This window comes from Planktothrix prolifica NIVA-CYA 540 (assembly GCF_963864145.1).
GTDB classification, from domain to species: Bacteria; Cyanobacteriota; Cyanobacteriia; order Cyanobacteriales; family Microcoleaceae; genus Planktothrix; species Planktothrix agardhii.
The window spans coordinates 1,461,264-1,476,853 of sequence record NZ_CAWLTW010000001.1; the positions used below are offsets into that span (position 1 = coordinate 1,461,264).

13 protein-coding genes and 2 pseudogenes are annotated in these 15,590 nt (G+C 38.4%); 9 read left to right on the forward strand and 6 right to left on the reverse strand.

What is annotated here, in order from left to right; all coding sequences use genetic code 11:
- Positions 1-68 precede the first annotated feature (68 nt).
- Complete coding sequence (gene bchD / locus AC559H_RS06735; protein ID WP_026794098.1) at positions 69-2,048, reverse strand: magnesium chelatase ATPase subunit D; 1,980 nt, start codon at positions 2,046-2,048, stop codon at positions 69-71.
- Positions 2,049-2,124: 76 nt separating this feature from the next.
- On the opposite strand from bchD, the gene AC559H_RS06740 reads away from it, so the two are divergent.
- Positions 2,125-2,673 (forward strand): pentapeptide repeat-containing protein, encoded by a 549-nt coding sequence (locus tag AC559H_RS06740; protein ID WP_233422972.1) that lies wholly within the window; start codon positions 2,125-2,127, stop codon positions 2,671-2,673.
- Here the strand turns inward: AC559H_RS06740 and AC559H_RS06745 are convergent, their stop codons facing one another.
- On the reverse strand, positions 2,674-2,892 hold the full coding sequence (locus AC559H_RS06745; protein ID WP_026786557.1) for a hypothetical protein: 219 nt from the start codon (positions 2,890-2,892) through the stop codon (positions 2,674-2,676).
- A gap of 208 nt (positions 2,893-3,100) precedes the next feature.
- On the opposite strand from AC559H_RS06745, the gene AC559H_RS06750 reads away from it, so the two are divergent.
- Positions 3,101-3,613, forward strand: coding sequence for a DinB family protein (locus tag AC559H_RS06750; RefSeq protein ID WP_036833425.1), 513 nt, complete (start codon positions 3,101-3,103; stop codon positions 3,611-3,613).
- Between the two features lie 44 nt (positions 3,614-3,657).
- Here AC559H_RS06750 and AC559H_RS06755 read toward each other — a convergent pair whose 3' ends face one another.
- On the reverse strand, positions 3,658-4,278 hold the full coding sequence (locus AC559H_RS06755) for a PD-(D/E)XK nuclease family protein (protein WP_051319758.1): 621 nt from the start codon (positions 4,276-4,278) through the stop codon (positions 3,658-3,660).
- A 196-nt stretch (positions 4,279-4,474) separates the two neighbouring features.
- Between AC559H_RS06755 and AC559H_RS06760 the strand changes: the two genes are divergently transcribed.
- The 4 genes from AC559H_RS06760 to AC559H_RS06775 all read left to right on the forward strand — a co-directional run bounded on the left by AC559H_RS06760 (position 4,475) and on the right by AC559H_RS06775 (position 8,698).
- The gene (locus tag AC559H_RS06760) at positions 4,475-5,323 is read left to right on the forward strand and encodes a DUF4384 domain-containing protein (protein WP_051319757.1); all 849 of its coding nucleotides are present in this window, start codon (positions 4,475-4,477) and stop codon (positions 5,321-5,323) included.
- A 56-nt stretch (positions 5,324-5,379) separates the two neighbouring features.
- Positions 5,380-5,610: a DUF433 domain-containing protein gene (locus tag AC559H_RS06765; RefSeq protein ID WP_026786555.1), complete on the forward strand. Its 231-nt coding sequence runs from the start codon at positions 5,380-5,382 to the stop codon at positions 5,608-5,610.
- Entirely contained in the window at positions 5,607-5,981 is a 375-nt protein-coding gene (locus AC559H_RS06770; protein ID WP_026786554.1) for a DUF5615 family PIN-like protein, read from the forward strand. Before AC559H_RS06765 ends, AC559H_RS06770 begins: the two co-directional genes overlap by 4 nt.
- Positions 5,982-6,127: 146 nt before the next feature.
- Entirely contained in the window at positions 6,128-8,698 is a 2,571-nt protein-coding gene (locus AC559H_RS06775; protein WP_052349579.1) for a CHAT domain-containing protein, read from the forward strand.
- A gap of 173 nt (positions 8,699-8,871) precedes the next feature.
- On the opposite strand, the pseudogene AC559H_RS06780 reads toward AC559H_RS06775, so the two are convergent.
- A pseudogene (locus AC559H_RS06780) lies at positions 8,872-9,592 on the reverse strand (ISAs1 family transposase).
- Positions 9,593-10,334: 742 nt separating this feature from the next.
- Here AC559H_RS06780 and AC559H_RS06785 point away from each other — a divergent pair.
- Positions 10,335-11,612, forward strand: a complete 1,278-nt coding sequence (locus AC559H_RS06785; RefSeq protein WP_026788668.1) for an NAD(P)/FAD-dependent oxidoreductase — start codon at positions 10,335-10,337, stop codon at positions 11,610-11,612.
- 72 nt (positions 11,613-11,684) lie between these two features.
- Here the strand turns inward: AC559H_RS06785 and asnS are convergent, their stop codons facing one another.
- Both asnS and AC559H_RS06795 read right to left on the reverse strand, forming a co-directional pair.
- Positions 11,685-13,076 carry an asparagine--tRNA ligase gene (gene asnS / locus AC559H_RS06790; RefSeq protein WP_026794100.1) on the reverse strand — a complete coding sequence of 464 codons (1,392 nt, stop codon included), beginning with the start codon at positions 13,074-13,076 and terminating at the stop codon, positions 11,685-11,687.
- 343 nt (positions 13,077-13,419) lie between these two features.
- Positions 13,420-14,140: pseudogene (locus AC559H_RS06795) on the reverse strand (ISAs1 family transposase).
- A 162-nt stretch (positions 14,141-14,302) separates the two neighbouring features.
- Between AC559H_RS06795 and AC559H_RS06800 the strand changes: the two are divergent.
- A complete protein-coding gene (locus AC559H_RS06800) occupies positions 14,303-14,848 on the forward strand; it encodes a CHAT domain-containing protein (RefSeq protein ID WP_026794101.1) in 546 nt (181 codons plus the stop codon).
- 119 nt (positions 14,849-14,967) lie between these two features.
- Positions 14,968-15,573, forward strand: a complete 606-nt coding sequence (locus AC559H_RS06805; RefSeq protein ID WP_036834079.1) for an SRPBCC family protein — start codon at positions 14,968-14,970, stop codon at positions 15,571-15,573.
- The last annotated feature ends 17 nt before the right edge of the window (positions 15,574-15,590 follow it).

Below are 15,590 nucleotides of genomic sequence, written 5' to 3' on the forward strand. Positions count from 1 at the left end.
ACTAATATTACTAGAGGCAGAGCCTCAAAAAAGCATTACCCGCGAGACACGGGGAACCAGCAATACTATCAAGAACCGATCGCATCTCTTAAAGCATTTTGGGTCATCGCCGCGATCGCTTGATCCGTTGCTTTTGGTAAATGATAATATTTCCCCCCCGCCGTTTTTGCTAACTCCTTCGCGAACCCCGTAGAAATGAATTTACTTTCGGTATCAATCACTAACAATTGCATCTTTAACCCACGAATTTTTGCAGCAATTTCTAATATTTCTTTCTTAATATCCGGCTTCTCTCCTTCAATTTGGGGCTCTCCCAAAGACCGAGATAAAGAAATATTCCCCCGTCCGTCGGTAATGGCCACAATCACCACCTGACCAATATCCCCCGACTGTTTAGCATTCACCCCGACTCTCACCGCCTGCGTTAACCCATGGGCTAAGGGCGACCCACCCCCACAGGGTAAGCGTTCCAGCCGTTTTCGAGCCGCAGCAATCGAACGAGTGGGCGGTAACAACACCTCCGCCTGTTCCCCTCGGAAGGGAATTAACGACACCTGATCCCGGCTTTGGTAGGCTTCCGTCAACAGTTGTAACACAGCCCCCTTAGCCGACTGCATCCGGTTTAGGGCCATTGAACCCGACGCATCTACTACAAATACTACTAACGCCCCGGACTTGCGGGCCAACCGTTTGGCGCGAATATCCCCCTGTTCCACAATCACTTTCCGCCCCGGTTCCCGTAGACGTCGGGCCTGTTGATAGGGTGCGGCTGCGCGTAACGTGGCATCAACGGCAATTCTTTGGACTTTCCCCTTGGGTAAAACGGGCTTAATGTACCGCCCCCTGTCATCGGAAAAAATCACGCTGCGGCTGCCAGATTTCCCTTGACGGTTCGCCATTTGGGTAAAATACAAGACGCTATCATCCAGGAGCACGCCTTCCGGGTCAAAAATAAATTCTTCGGGGATAGTGGCTTCTTCTTCTTCGGGCTGGTCTTCCTCGTCGTCCTCGTCCTCGTCTTCTTCCTCCTCCTGATCTTCAGGGGACTGATCTTGAGGCGGTGGGGGTGGAGGCGGTTGCTGTTGCTGTTGTTCTTCGGGAGGTGGCATAATTTTGGCCCGGGGAACAATAACTAATTCCACCGCCCGACGTAAATCATCGGCGTTGACGGTAGTGCGTCCTTCCAAGGCGGCGGAGGCTTTAGCCACTCGCACTGCAAATAATTCCGCCCGATGACCCATGACACCGCCCCGCAGAGCTTCTTGAACTAAATATAAGATTTGTTCCGGGGTAATTACCACATCTTTTAACCATTCCCGGGCTAAAATAATCTGGGTTTTTAGATCATCTAATTCTTGGTTATATTGAGTTAAGAAATCCTGGGGTGATTTCGCATAATCCATCACTTGATCTACCGCTTGCACCCGTTCATCTAAACTCAGAACCCCATCGGCGGATAGGGCGATCGCAATTCTATCTAATAAATGATCTCTTAAAGAACCTTCTTCCGGGTTAAATGTAGCGATAAATAAAGGTTTACAGGGATGTTCAAAACTAATCCCTTCCCGTTCAATTAAATTCCGGCCTTCGGTTAGAACTGTTAATAATAAATTAGCAATATTATCATCTAACAAATTAATTTCATCCACATATAAAACCCCTCGGTTCGCTGTAGCTAAAAGTCCGGGTTGAAATACGGTTTGTCCCTGTTTAACGGACTGTTCTAAATCCACCGAACCCACTAATCTATCTTCGGTGATCCCTAACGGAATTTGCACAAAGGCTGTGGGGACAATTTCCGTAGGTTGAGTCTGATCAAAGGGTTCGGCGTTAGCAATTGATCCTTTAACAATTTCTATCGGAGGCAATAAAGCGTGTAATGCCCTCGCCATAACGGATTTAGCCGTTCCCCGTCTTCCGGCAATCACAACACCACCCAAACCAGGGTCAACCGCCGCAAGTAAGAGAGCCAGCTTAATGGCACCTTGTCCAATCACTGCGGTTAATGGAAAGGAGGTAATCACAGGGGCGCTAACGGGCGCAGACATAGCTTTAGAAATGACAGAACAATATCTTATAATAGCAAATAATGGTACTTTTGTTAATTGGTTTTCCTAAAAAGTTATGAGAATTATCAATTTCCGATTATTTCAAGGGCTAAAAAACGATACTAATACTTCTGGGAGAAAAGCCCAATTGCGATTAATAATTGTTACGGGTTTAATTAGTTTAGGGGTGGGATTTCCGGTTTTAGCAGAACGCCAAAGGGATGTAGAAAGATTAATCAGTACCAATCAATGTCAACAATGTGATTTGAGTCAGGCTAATTTGGCAGATGCAAAGTTAGAAGGGGCGGATTTATTAGGAGCAAATTTGCAAAAAGCCAACCTGAGAGGAGCTAATTTAAAAGGTGCTGATTTAAGTTCAGCTAATTTAATCGAAGCGGATTTATCAGGGGCAGATTTACGCGATACAAAACTCCATAGCACCACTTTAATAAAGGCTAATTTAGAGGATGCTGACCTGTCTTGGTCTGATCTTTATCAAGCATTTTTAGAAGATGCTCAATTTAATAATGCTAATTTATTAAATGCTAACCTGAATAATGCTAAATTACAAGGAACTAATTTCTGTGGGGCAATTATGCCCGATGGACAAAAAGGAAAATGTTAATTATCGTAAATTAGAGAATTCATCCACAATTTTAATTTTTCCGCGAGAGACTCCTCTGAGTAATCGATCTACACAGCGTCTTTCTTCTTCTGAGAGAGATTCATCTAAAATCGCTGCCATCAGTCCATAACGATCCGCAAGGGTTAAATGACCTGTGGCGTTCACTTGAGCGAATAAATCACCCAGGGCAGATTGTAAGAGTTGAACTTTAGGAACCATAAATATTTATCTTAACCCAATAGTTTAATCTTTACAGATTTTTTATATAATGGACGTGATTTTACATCAGCTTTACTTGTGATTCCTAAGAGTAAGATTTGTGATTTAGGTAGAGTTTATTTGTGATTTTATGGTGCAATAAATGTGATCAAGATCACTGCCATATAAAATATTTTTGACTCTGTTTAATTAAAAAATACTCAATCCTATGACTCATCCTTTAATTGCCCATTTTCAACTTTTAGCTCGTTATAATATCTTAGCAAATCAACGAATATATTCAGCCTGTGCAGAATTAACCGACGCGGAACGGAAACAAACTAGACCAGCTTTTTTTAAGAGTATTCATAACACATTAAATCATATTATGGTGGGCGATCGCTTATGGATGGCTCGATTTTCCGGCGGTGAAATTACATCAACCGGGTTAGATACAATTCTCTATGAAGACTTTAATAAATTATGGGAAAATCGTCAAATTGAAGATGCTAAAATTGAAGATTTTTTTCAACAATTTGACCAAACTCGATTTGATCAAACTATTCGTTATCGTAATAGTGCTGGAAATATTCATGATGATCCAATTGATATATTAATCATGCACTTTTTCAACCATCAAACCCATCATCGCGGACAAATTCACGATATGTTAACCCAAACTATTGTTAAACCCCCCAGTTTAGATATGCACCGCATTCTTAGACCTGATCCTATGGCGTAGGATGGGTGTTTTTCATCCTACGCGGCAATTTTAACTTATAATGATTATGCAATTTCACCTGCATAATGAGCAGGACAGTGAGAATGAGGAATTGGACAATAACGACATTCCCATTTATTCGGTGTTGCTTGAGGTAATGTTGAATTACATAGCGTTGCAATCACGTTTCGTAACTTTTGTTGAAATTCTGCGTTAACTTCTTCTGGAAATATTTCGACAATTCCATCTTGATAAATAATTCGTCCATGCGGAATTTTACCTTGATAGAGAGCTTTAGTTTCTGGTGCAAAGGGAAGGAGAAACATATAGAGTAATACTTGCATCTTGTGAGAATGTTTGCGTCTACCTGATTTACAATCTTCTACAATCAATTGATTACCTTTCATGGGTCGAAGATCCGGTCTACCTCCGACACAAATCGGAAAGTATTTTCCATGATATTTGAATGAATTTTCCTCCTCAACATACACTTTATAACCTTCTGCTTGTAATTGTCTTGCTCTTTCGATAACCATTTGATCATGTTCTGAGGAATCATAATTACTCGGTTTTTTCTCAACTTGATACTGAGTCATTAACGCTTGTGCATAATGGCACTGTTTGTCATCCACTAGGATTTCAGCTAAACGAGTGACCCAGCTATAATACTTAAATCTTGGTTGCATTGCCTTAGCCTCTATTTATTGATTACCTCTTTAAATTAATCTTTAAATCTGAGGTTGTAAATCGCAAAAAATAGAAAGAATTAGAGTTTTGTAGAACTGAGTAGAACTGGGTAGAACAAAGTAGAAACCCTCTAGGCAGATCATGAAATTGCTTTTATACTGATGATAGTGATTAACCCAATAAGGCAGGTTTAATATGATTTCTAAGGACTATAACGATAACGAGGAGATGTTCCTAAATGCGATCGCTGATCAATGGGGTTTCAAGGATAGATGTAAATTAGTATTCGTTGAACGGTTTCGCAGTAGCAATGATGATTTAACACGTGATGCTCTAGCTGATGTTTTAGAAGACAATTTAAAAAATACTAAATCTAAGCCTAAAAATCATCAACACGTTTTAAGAGACAATCTCAGAAACTATATCTTCAAGAAGATGACAGAACAAGGCTGTGTTTTTAAAAGTACAGATAAATCTCTAAGTGCTAAATCTTGGTTACGAGGAAAAGTTTATCTCCAATGGTTGAAACAAACCCTTTGGGATGAACTGAAAACAAAAACAACCGCTAAAAATAAAATAGGGGCGGTTTTAGCGGGAAATGTGGGACATTTGGGAATGCGACATAAAACCCCTAACCCTTATCTGAATAAGGTTCCCAAGGATAGCGATATTTTGTTTAAAGTTAATTTAGATCAACCCGGACATTTGATATTATTAGAACGGGAACCTTCTGGGGGAATGTTTTGCATCTGTCCCTCAGAATATGCCCCAGAATTTCAGACTAAAGCGGGAGAAACAACCTTACCTCAATATCCCCCTTCTCCTTATCCTGTATTTACAGCAACCGAGGAGGGACAAGAACAAATTTTAGCGGTTATTACTCCTGATCAACCGTCCTTAAATTGGTTGGCAAAAAGTCAACAGGAAGCATTAGAACTGGATTATCAACATCTCTATGAATTGTTAACCTATATAGAGGAACGTTCAGACTTCCAGGTATTTTATACAGAATATCAAGTTGTTGATGTTCTAAAGACTGTTTGATCTCCCACCGTACCCTTTAAAATGGGTACAATAATAACGATTAACAGGAAATAACAATGAAACCGTTAACAAGAATTACGATTAATCCTGAAGTCATGGGCGGAAAACCTTGTATTCGAGGTTTACGAGTAACCGTTGGAACCATTGTCGGGTTGATGGCTTCAGGACGCACGCCAGAAGATATTTTGAAAGCTTATCCTTATTTAGAATTAGCAGATATTTATGAAGCGTTAGCTTATGCTGCATGGCGAGTTGAGGAGATTGAAGTCCATCTAACTTCTGTATGAAAATTTTAATTGATATGAATTTGTCGCCGGAATGGGTGCAAACATTTACAGATGCAGGGATTGATTCAGTTCATTGGTCAACTGTCGGAGATCCCCGTGCAACTGACCGTGTAATTATGGCTTGGGCTGTTGATAACAATTACATTATATTTACGAATGATTTAGACTTCGGCGCAATATTAGCAGCGACTCAAACACAATCCCCTAGTGTTGTCCAAGTTCGGACTCAGGATTTGTTACCTGATGCTATTGGAAAATTGATGATTAATACCTTATTTCAATTTCAGGAACAATTAGAAACAGGTGCTTTAATTACCCTAGAAACATCTCGATCAAGAGTTAAAATTTTACCCATTGTTCGCAATTCTTAAATTTTAAAAATTGCGAACGCTCAACCTATCCCAAAGCGTAGGGTGTGTAAGCTGCATCGCACACATCCTAATCAAAACTATAATCCAAGTGGGACATTGTACAATAATAAGATCATAAAAATACTTAGTTTAAATAATAAAAAAATATGGAAACTTTTGCTTATTTAATAATTGTTTTAAATAAATATTTAAATCTGTTCAAAACTTATTGTTATCATCAAGCCAACAATAAAGCTATTGAACTTTCTAATCAGGGCAAATTTAGTGAGGCTATACCTATTGCTCAACAAGCATTAGAGTTTGCTCAATTACTATATGATGGCGATCATCCTAATATCGCAGCTGCTTTCAATAATTTAGCTTTTCTTTATCATCAACAAGGACAATTAAGTCAAGCAGAGTATTTTTATCAAAGATCATTAAACATAATTAGACGTATATTTCCAGATGATCACGTCCATGTTGCTACAAGTCTGGATAATCTGGCTGGTCTTCTCCACTCACAGGGTAAATTGATCGAAGCAGAATCTCCGTATAAAGAATCCTTAGAAATGAGGCAACGACTGTTTCCTGGTAATCATCCTGATGTAGCCCGTAGTCTTAACAATTTAGCGACTCTTTACTATACAAAAGAACAGTTTATCGACAAAGCAGAAGATTTATATCAAGAAGCTTTAAGAATGAGACAAGAATTGTTTGAAGGTGATCATGCTGATATAGCAGATAGTCTTAATAACTTAGCTGCACTGTACGAAATGCAAGGAAAAATGGATGAAGCTAAGTTGTACTATGAACAAGGATTAGCTATGAGAAGACGGCTGTTTCTTGATGATCATCCTGATGTGGCAGCAAGCTTGAATAATTTAGCTTTTTTCTACTATACACAAGGCTTGTTTAAAAAAGCACAAGAATTGTATCAAGAAGCTAAGGAGATGTTTCAAAGGCTGTTTTCTGATGAGGATCATCCTGATGTCATCAGAGTTCTTAATAATTTAGCCTTGTTATTAGCTGCGAGGAATTTACCATCAGAATCTTTAAAATTAATGCAGCAAGCGATCGCAATGGATGATCGGCTTTTGCGTGCCAATTTTGCTTATAGTTCAGAACGCGATCGCCTCACCTATATCGACAATATTAGATATCGGTTTGATCACTTTCTTTCTCTAATTTTAACTTATTTTTCCGACTCTCCCGAAGCAGCAAAAATCGCCTTAGATGTTGTTCTTCAACGTAAATGTATCACCGCCACTGCCTTAGCTGCGTTTAATTTTGCCATTTATAGTGAACGCTATTCCCACCTGCAACCGGAATTTCAACGGTTACGATCCTTGCGAGAACAGTTAACCCATCTGATGTTTGATCCGCCTTTCATCCAACCCCAAGAACCCCAAGAACAGTATCTCCTCCGCCGCCGTGAACATCAAAAATCAGTCACAGAATTACAACAGGAATGTGAACAAATCGAAAAACAACTCGCTTCCCAAGTGCCAGAAATTCAACTCCAAGACCAAGAAACCGACAGACGGGCGGTGGCGTTGGCATTACCCGAAGGTTCTGCATTAGTGGAGTTTGTGCGGTTTGATGTCTATGATTTTAAAACGGATCAATGGCAACCTGCCCAATATTTAGCGTTTGTTTTACCCGCTCAACAACCCGATGCGGTGCAGATGATTTTATTAGGAGATGCGGAACCCATTGAACGGTTAATTAAGGTATTTCGAGAAACGATATCTGAACTGAGATTAAAAGATTTAGGACTACGCCCAAAAGCAAAACCTCCTCAACATAAATCTTATCTGGAAGCGGGGATAAAATTGCGAGAAGCGATTTATAATCCTATTTTAGAACAGGTAAATTTAGCCGAATATTCCCATTTAATTATTGCCCCAGATTATGAATTATGTCTCGTTCCCTTTGGGATTTTACCAGAGGAGGGGCGGCTATTAATTGATCATTATCAAATTAGTTATTTGAGTACGGGGCGAGATATTCTCCGGGGAACTATTGAAACAGAACGCCCTGCATCTCCTCCTTTTATTATGGCTGATCCTGACTTCAACTTATCCCGTAGTGAGGGCTTCAGCCCTCAGAATAGCCCTGAAGGGCTTACTACGAATGGGGATGAAAGCCCTGAAGGGCTTACTACGAATGATGTGATTAAACGCTGGGGTGGGGAATATTTTGATCCGCTTCCAGAAACGGGAATATTAGCGGAAACTATAGCGGAAAAATTAGGCGTTAAACCCTATTTGCAACAACAAGCTTTAGAACCTTTGTTCGGTCGGGTGAATTGTCCTAATATTTTGTTAATTGCTACTCACGGTTATTTTAACTCAGGGGATAATCCCTATTTTAACTTAATTCAATCGCTGTTACAGTGTCCCCAGGGAGAGGAACAGGAAATTTTACAAAATCACCCTAATTTGTTAAATCAAACCTTGATTAATTGCTTAGAAACGGTTATTGATAGTGTGAATAAACAAGGAGAGACAAATAAAGCCACTTGGTTACAGAATTTGATTCCTATTGTTCAGATCATGGTTGATCAAACCCTGAAGTTGACCCCCCCTAGCCCCCCATTATCAAGGGAGGGGATCGGAGGTTCTTTGATTTCTAATTCTACTTATTCTACTTCTACACAGCTAATAGCAAATTCTAGTTCCCCCCATTACCAAGGCAGGGCTGTTTCATTTTCCAAAATTGGGGACTCAATTTAACTCCCCAATTTTTGCCTCATTCGGCGAAAAAACCGAGTAATTCTAACTGAATTATCAGGAATATTGCTCAAGGTATCATCTTTCTGATTTTTAAGCAAAAAAAACTTCTCTATATCTTTACCATAGAGGATTTATATCTATTTTATTTGGATTTTTGCCGCTGATTTACTCGATTATCTTGAGGATTTCAGGGGAAACAGTTCCGAGATAATAAAAATTTTGTGCCAGTGATCAGTTAACCACCGTTGTCCTTCTGTTATTGATACAAAACCCCAACTTCTGAAAAGATTGATCACCAGAGTTTTTAGAGTTGAGAAGTTGGTAGCCGCTTGAAAGTTACGGATTCGGCTTTTATCTTCTTGAAAAATTACATCTTTTACCCAATGGCATTGATTCTCAATCCCCCAATGTCCTTTAATAATTTGAGCTAAGGTTTTCGCCTCGTTGACTGCACTACTGATATAATATACTTTTTCTTTGTAGGGTTTTTTCCCTCTGTTGCCACTTCTTTCTATCTGAATCACAATTTTCAGATGTTTCCAGCCTTTGTGAAAGTTGCTATTCACTTGATAAACCGAAACTTTTTTGTTCTCCAACTTTTTCAGGTTTAATACACATCTCATTAAATATCTCGATTAAATTTGACCAATCTACTCCTTCTATTACTCTTCTTATTGTTGAGTATGATGGCGGTTTTTCTAGCTGAATTTTTAAAACTTGACTGAGTTCTTTTTGATTGATTTTAGCAAAATTTTCGATTTCTCTGTACCCTAAATTTCTCGACATTAGCCCCAAAATGACTATTAATAATACTACCCAAATCGGATGCCTTATTCCTTGGGCTTTCCGGTAATCCTTGACTTTTTTCAGTTTTTCTATTAGAGTTGTTAGCATCTTTATTTTTGTAAAAAACTAGCGGTCGCTCTTGATTTTATCAGGTAGCGATCGCTCTTTCTTTACTCTTTTCCACCCGACTTTGAAACAGCCCTGAGGGCACGGGGGGCTTGGGGGGAGGGAACACCGGGGGAAAATACTTCACCGTCTGGGTTCTAAGATCCGTTTCTGTCCTAATGTCCTAACTGCCTTGGCGGTTGCTATAACAGCTAAATTTAAAGATGATGGGGCAGAACTTTAACTTCAAATCAAAGGCAATTAACTATTTTTATATTTTTTGAGTTAAATTATATCGGTTAAATTCACATTAAAACCAAAACTAAATCCATACTAATCCTATAATTTTATTGATAATAAAATCGATATATTACAATTTTTCTAGGAAGTTAGCCTCGATTAGAATTGATGAGATAGCTTTATTAAAAGCAGATGAACTTGTATTAACCAACCCCATTCTATCATTTAATCATGAATATGGATAAAAATATTTATTAATCTTGGCAAAAATTAATAAATATATTTTTGTTTTTTAAATCTTCATTTATTTTAGCAATAATTATATTAAATAATTATGTGTTTTTCTTTTAATAATCAATGATTAATTTTTAATTAAATTCCCTATAAATTTATTCTGTGCAGGGCTTCTGAAACCGAAATCTTAAAAGTTGTTAATAGATTGGATATTTAGCTCATTTCTCCGATAAACTCAATAAGCAGATCAGTCCAGAAGTCACAAACTATTATGTCTAGTACAACCTCGCAACCTTCAAATTCCGATCTAACAACTCCGATAACCCGCCATCAAATTGTCATTGTTGGGGGAGGAGCCGGAGGAATTACCGTCGCCGCCCAACTAATGCGGAAAAATTCCAGCCTTGATATTGCCATTATTGAACCCTCGGATAAACATTACTATCAACCCGCTTGGACGTTGGTGGGTGGGGGAGCCTATAATATTGAAGATACAATTAAGGATGAAAAAGACTGTATTCCGGCGGGTGTCAAGTGGATTAAAGCTTATGCGGATAAATTTGAACCTGAAAATAATTTAGTGATTACAAAAGATGGTCAACGAATTAATTATCAATACTTAGTAGTTTGTCCGGGGATTCAAATTGATTGGCATTTAGTTGAAGGATTAAAAGATGCGATTGGCAAGAATGGAGTCACCAGTAATTATTCCCTAGAATATGCCCCCTATACTTGGGAATTGTTGAAGAATTTTAAAGGGGGAACGGCAATTTTTACGTTTCCATCTACACCAATTAAATGTGGAGGAGCGCCCCAAAAAATTATGTATTTAGCCGATGATACTTTCCGCAATAATGGGGTGCGGGAAAAAAGTCGGGTGATGTATTGTACGGCGGTGGCTAAAATGTTCCCAGTTCCGGGCTATTGTGAAGCTTTGGAAAAAGTGGTAGCACGTCGAAATATTGAGGTAAATTATAAACATAATCTCAAAGCAATTCAACCAGAAACTAAGGAAGCCATTTTTACGGTGACAACGGATAACGGTGTGGAGGAAGTCAGTATTAAGTATGATTTTATTCATGTCACGCCGCCCATGAGTTCCCCTGATTTTATTAAGAATAGTCCCTTAGCAGTACAACCGGGAGGATGGGTGGATGTGAATAAAAATACGTTACAACATAATGTTTATCCGAATGTGTTTGCATTAGGAGATGCGTCTTCTTTACCTATTTCTAAAACGGCGGCGGCTATTCGGAAACAAGCGCCTGCTTTAGTGGAAAATCTTTATGGGTTAATTTATGCTCAAAAACTAACGGGAAGTTATGATGGTTATACCTGTTGTCCGTTAATTACGGGTTACGGAAAAACGATTATGGCGGAGTTTACTTATGAGAATAAACCCGACTCTAGTTTTCCTTTTGATCCTACCGAAGAACGGTATATTATGTGGTTAGCCAAGCTTTATGTTTTACCTTGGTTATATTGGAATCGGATGTTAAAAGGTGCGCCCTTTGAAGCAGAACGTTTGAAGAAGTTAACCGGGAAATAACGTAGTAAGCCCTTTAGGGCTTCCTTCCATAGACAGTTGACTATTAACAGTCAACCGTCAACCATTAACTCTTTAAAACTCAATGGTTTGTGGGGCTCTGGGGAAAGGAATTACATCCCGAATATTCCCCATCCCCGTCATAAATTGTACCACCCGATCAAATCCTAATCCAAATCCGGCGTGGGGGACGGTTCCATATTTTCGTAATTCCAAATACCACCATAATTCCTCTGGATTTATTCCTAATGTTTTCATCCGATTTTCTAACATTTCTAACCGTTCTTCCCGTTGGGAACCTCCGACAATTTCCCCAATTTTCGGAGCTAAAACATCCATCGCCCTAACGGTTTTTCCATCCTCATTTAAGCGCATATAAAAGGCTTTAATTTCTTTAGGATAGTCCGTAACCATTGTCGGTTTTTTAAAGTATTCTTCAGCTAAATAACGTTCATGCTCCGATTGTAAATCTAAACCCCAACTAACGGGATATTCAAACTGTTTATCCGCTTTTTCTAAAATTGCGATCGCTTCAGTATAAGTAATCCTTCCAAACTCATTATTAATAATATTATGAGCCGTTTCTAATACCGATTTATCAATCCTTTCATTAAAAAATTCCATGTCTTCAGGACAGGTTTCTAATACCGATTTAAAGATATATTTTAAGAAATCTTCGGCTAAATCCATATCTCCTTCTAAATCACAAAAAGCCATTTCTGGTTCAATCATCCAAAATTCCGCTAAATGGCGAGAAGTATTAGAATTTTCTGCCCGAAATGTCGGCCCAAAAGTATAAACATTCCCAAACGCCATCGCCATAATTTCTGCTTCTAATTGCCCACTTACGGTTAAATAAGCTGGTTTTCCAAAGAAGTCTTGATCGTAATCAACCTGTTGAGATTCTGTTAGGGGAATATCCTTTAATTTAAAATTAGTTACACTAAACATTTCCCCCGCTCCTTCACAATCACTAGCAGTAATAATCGGAGTATGAACCCATAAAAAACCCCGTTCTTGAAAGAATTGATGCACCGCCGAAGCACAGGCATTTCTAACTCGAAAAACTGCCCCCAAGGTATTAGTCCGGGCGCGTAAATGCCCTATTTCGCGGAGAAATTCAAAGGAATGACGTTTTTTTTGTAAAGGATATGTTTCAGCGTCTGCTTCCCCATAAACCGTAACTTGAGATGCTTTTAATTCTATCCGTTGTCCCTTAGCGGGAGATTCGACTAATACCCCGGAAATTTCTACCGATGCACCTGTATTTAGTTGTTTTAAAATATTCCCATAATCGGCTAAATCGGGATTTAATACTACTTGCAAATTAGCCAAAGCTGAACCATCATTGATTTCTACAAAGGTAAATTCTTTCAATTCCCGTTTGGTTCTGACCCAACCCTGAACCGTTACGGTTTCGTTAAGTTTACCCGTTCTCAAAAGTTGAATAATTCTGCTCACTGTCATGGTTTTATCCTTTTGGCTACTATTATATAGCAATCCTAAATAGGTTGTAACATTTTAATACTGACATCAAACAGCCAGAAGTATTATCCCAGATCCGGCGTTCCCTGTGCACGGGGGGCTAGGGGGGGGGCAGGGCTGTTTCATTTTCCAAAATTGGGGACTCAATTTAACTCCCCAATTTTTGCCTCATTCGGCGAAAAAACCGAGTAATTCTAACTGAATTATCAGGAATATTGCTCAAGGTATCATCTTTCTGATTTTTAAGCAAAAAAAACTTCTCTATATCTTTACCATAGAGGATTTATATCTATTTTATTTGGATTTTTGCCGCTGATTTACTCGATTATCTTGAGGATTTCAGGGGAAACAGTTCCGAGATAATAAAAATTTTGTGCCAGTGATCAGTTAACCACCGTTGTCCTTCTGTTATTGATACAAAACCCCAACTTCTGAAAAGATTGATCACCAGAGTTTTTAGAGTTGAGAAGTTGGTAGCCGCTTGAAAGTTACGGATTCGGCTTTTATCTTCTTGAAAAATTACATCTTTTACCCAATGGCATTGATTCTCAATCCCCCAATGTCCTTTAATAATTTGAGCTAAGGTTTTCGCCTCGTTGACTGCACTACTGATATAATATACTTTTTCTTTGTAGGGTTTTTTCCCTCTGTTGCCACTTCTTTCTATCTGAATCACAATTTTCAGATGTTTCCAGCCTTTGTGAAAGTTGCTATTCACTTGATAAACCGAAACTTTTTTGTTCTCCAACTTTTTCAGGTTTAATACACATCTCATTAAATATCTCGATTAAATTTGACCAATCTACTCCTTCTATTACTCTTCTTATTGTTGAGTATGATGGCGGTTTTTCTAGCTGAATTTTTAAAACTTGACTGAGTTCTTTTTGATTGATTTTAGCAAAATTTTCGATTTCTCTGTACCCTAAATTTCTCGACATTAGCCCCAAAATGACTATTAATAATACTACCCAAATCGGATGCCTTATTCCTTGGGCTTTCCGGTAATCCTTGACTTTTTTCAGTTTTTCTATTAGAGTTGTTAGCATCTTTATTTTTGTAAAAAACTAGCGGTCGCTCTTGATTTTATCAGGTAGCGATCGCTCTTTCTTTACTCTTTTCCACCCGACTTTGAAACAGCCCTGCCATTACCAAGGGGGGGTTAGGGGGGTAGCGATCGCTTTTCTACTCCTACTATTGATAACTCTCTCATGCGTTCAGGGTTAGCCTTAGCAGGTGCTAATACTTGGAAATTAGGAGGAGATTTACCCCCCGAAGCAGGAAAGGGATTTTTATTCGCCCAAGATGTCGCCGTATTAGATTTATGGGCTAATGAATTAACAATATTAATTGCTTGTGAAAGTGGGTTAGGAGATGTTAAAATTGGAGAGGGAGTATTAGGATTACGTCGAGCATTTGCCGTCTCCGGTTGCAAAACATTAGTGATGAGTTTATGGTCTGTTCCGACCAAAGCCAGTATTTTATTAATGGATAAATTCTTGGATTTATTAAAATCCGGTTATGGTCGGTATGATGCTTTAATTAAGGCTCAAGAGTATATTCGTTCTATTAAAATTGAAGAATTACAAGAATTTTCCATCGGTGAAGAAATCCTAGCAGAATTAGTTGAACTCAGATCATTAACATTAGATAATATTAAAAATTCTCCTAATTTTCAACCCTTAGCTCATCCCTATTTTTGGGCGGCTTGGGTTTGTCAAGGAAACACAACTCCATTCCCTCCAGGGATATTATAGTAGAATATAAATTCTATTTTAAAGATAATGGTTTTATTGATGTTTTTCTGCTATAATAAACATAACCTGTGGAAACGTGAAATTTTGCGTCTCTCCTCAATAACTAATTTAAAATACTAATGCCTCTTAATTCTAATCCCCATAAATCTAATCCAGTTTTGACAACATTCGTTTCTGTCTTAGGTTTAGGTTTAACCTTGATTAATAGCCCTCTAGCTATTGGTGAAATGGTTAATCCTACCTTAATAGCTAGTCAACCTCAAGCAGCAACGGTAACGGGGAAAGATGGTCAATATATCGCTAAAATTGTTGTTAATAGTTCTGCGGATAAAACTTGGAAAGTCTTAACAGATTATAACAATTTTTATCAATTTTTGCCGAATGTTATCAGCAGTAAAGTCTTAAAAACTCAAGGAAATCAGAAAATATTTGAACAAATTTATCAAGTTCAAGCCCTTATTTTTAAACAACAAACTAGAGTTCGGATCGCTAGTACGGAAACCTATCCCAAAGAAATTGATTTTAAGCTGGTTGATGGGGACTTAAAGGCATTACAAGGAAGTTGGAAAATTCAACCGATTTCGGCTCAACAAATTTTAATTGAGCATCAAGTTAAGGTTGACCCGGGTTCCACTCCGAGTCTATCTTTATTTTATAGTATCTATGAAAATAGCTTAAAACAAACCCTAGAAGCAATTAAAAAAGAAACTGAACATCGAAATTAGTGAAAATTTGACACTCA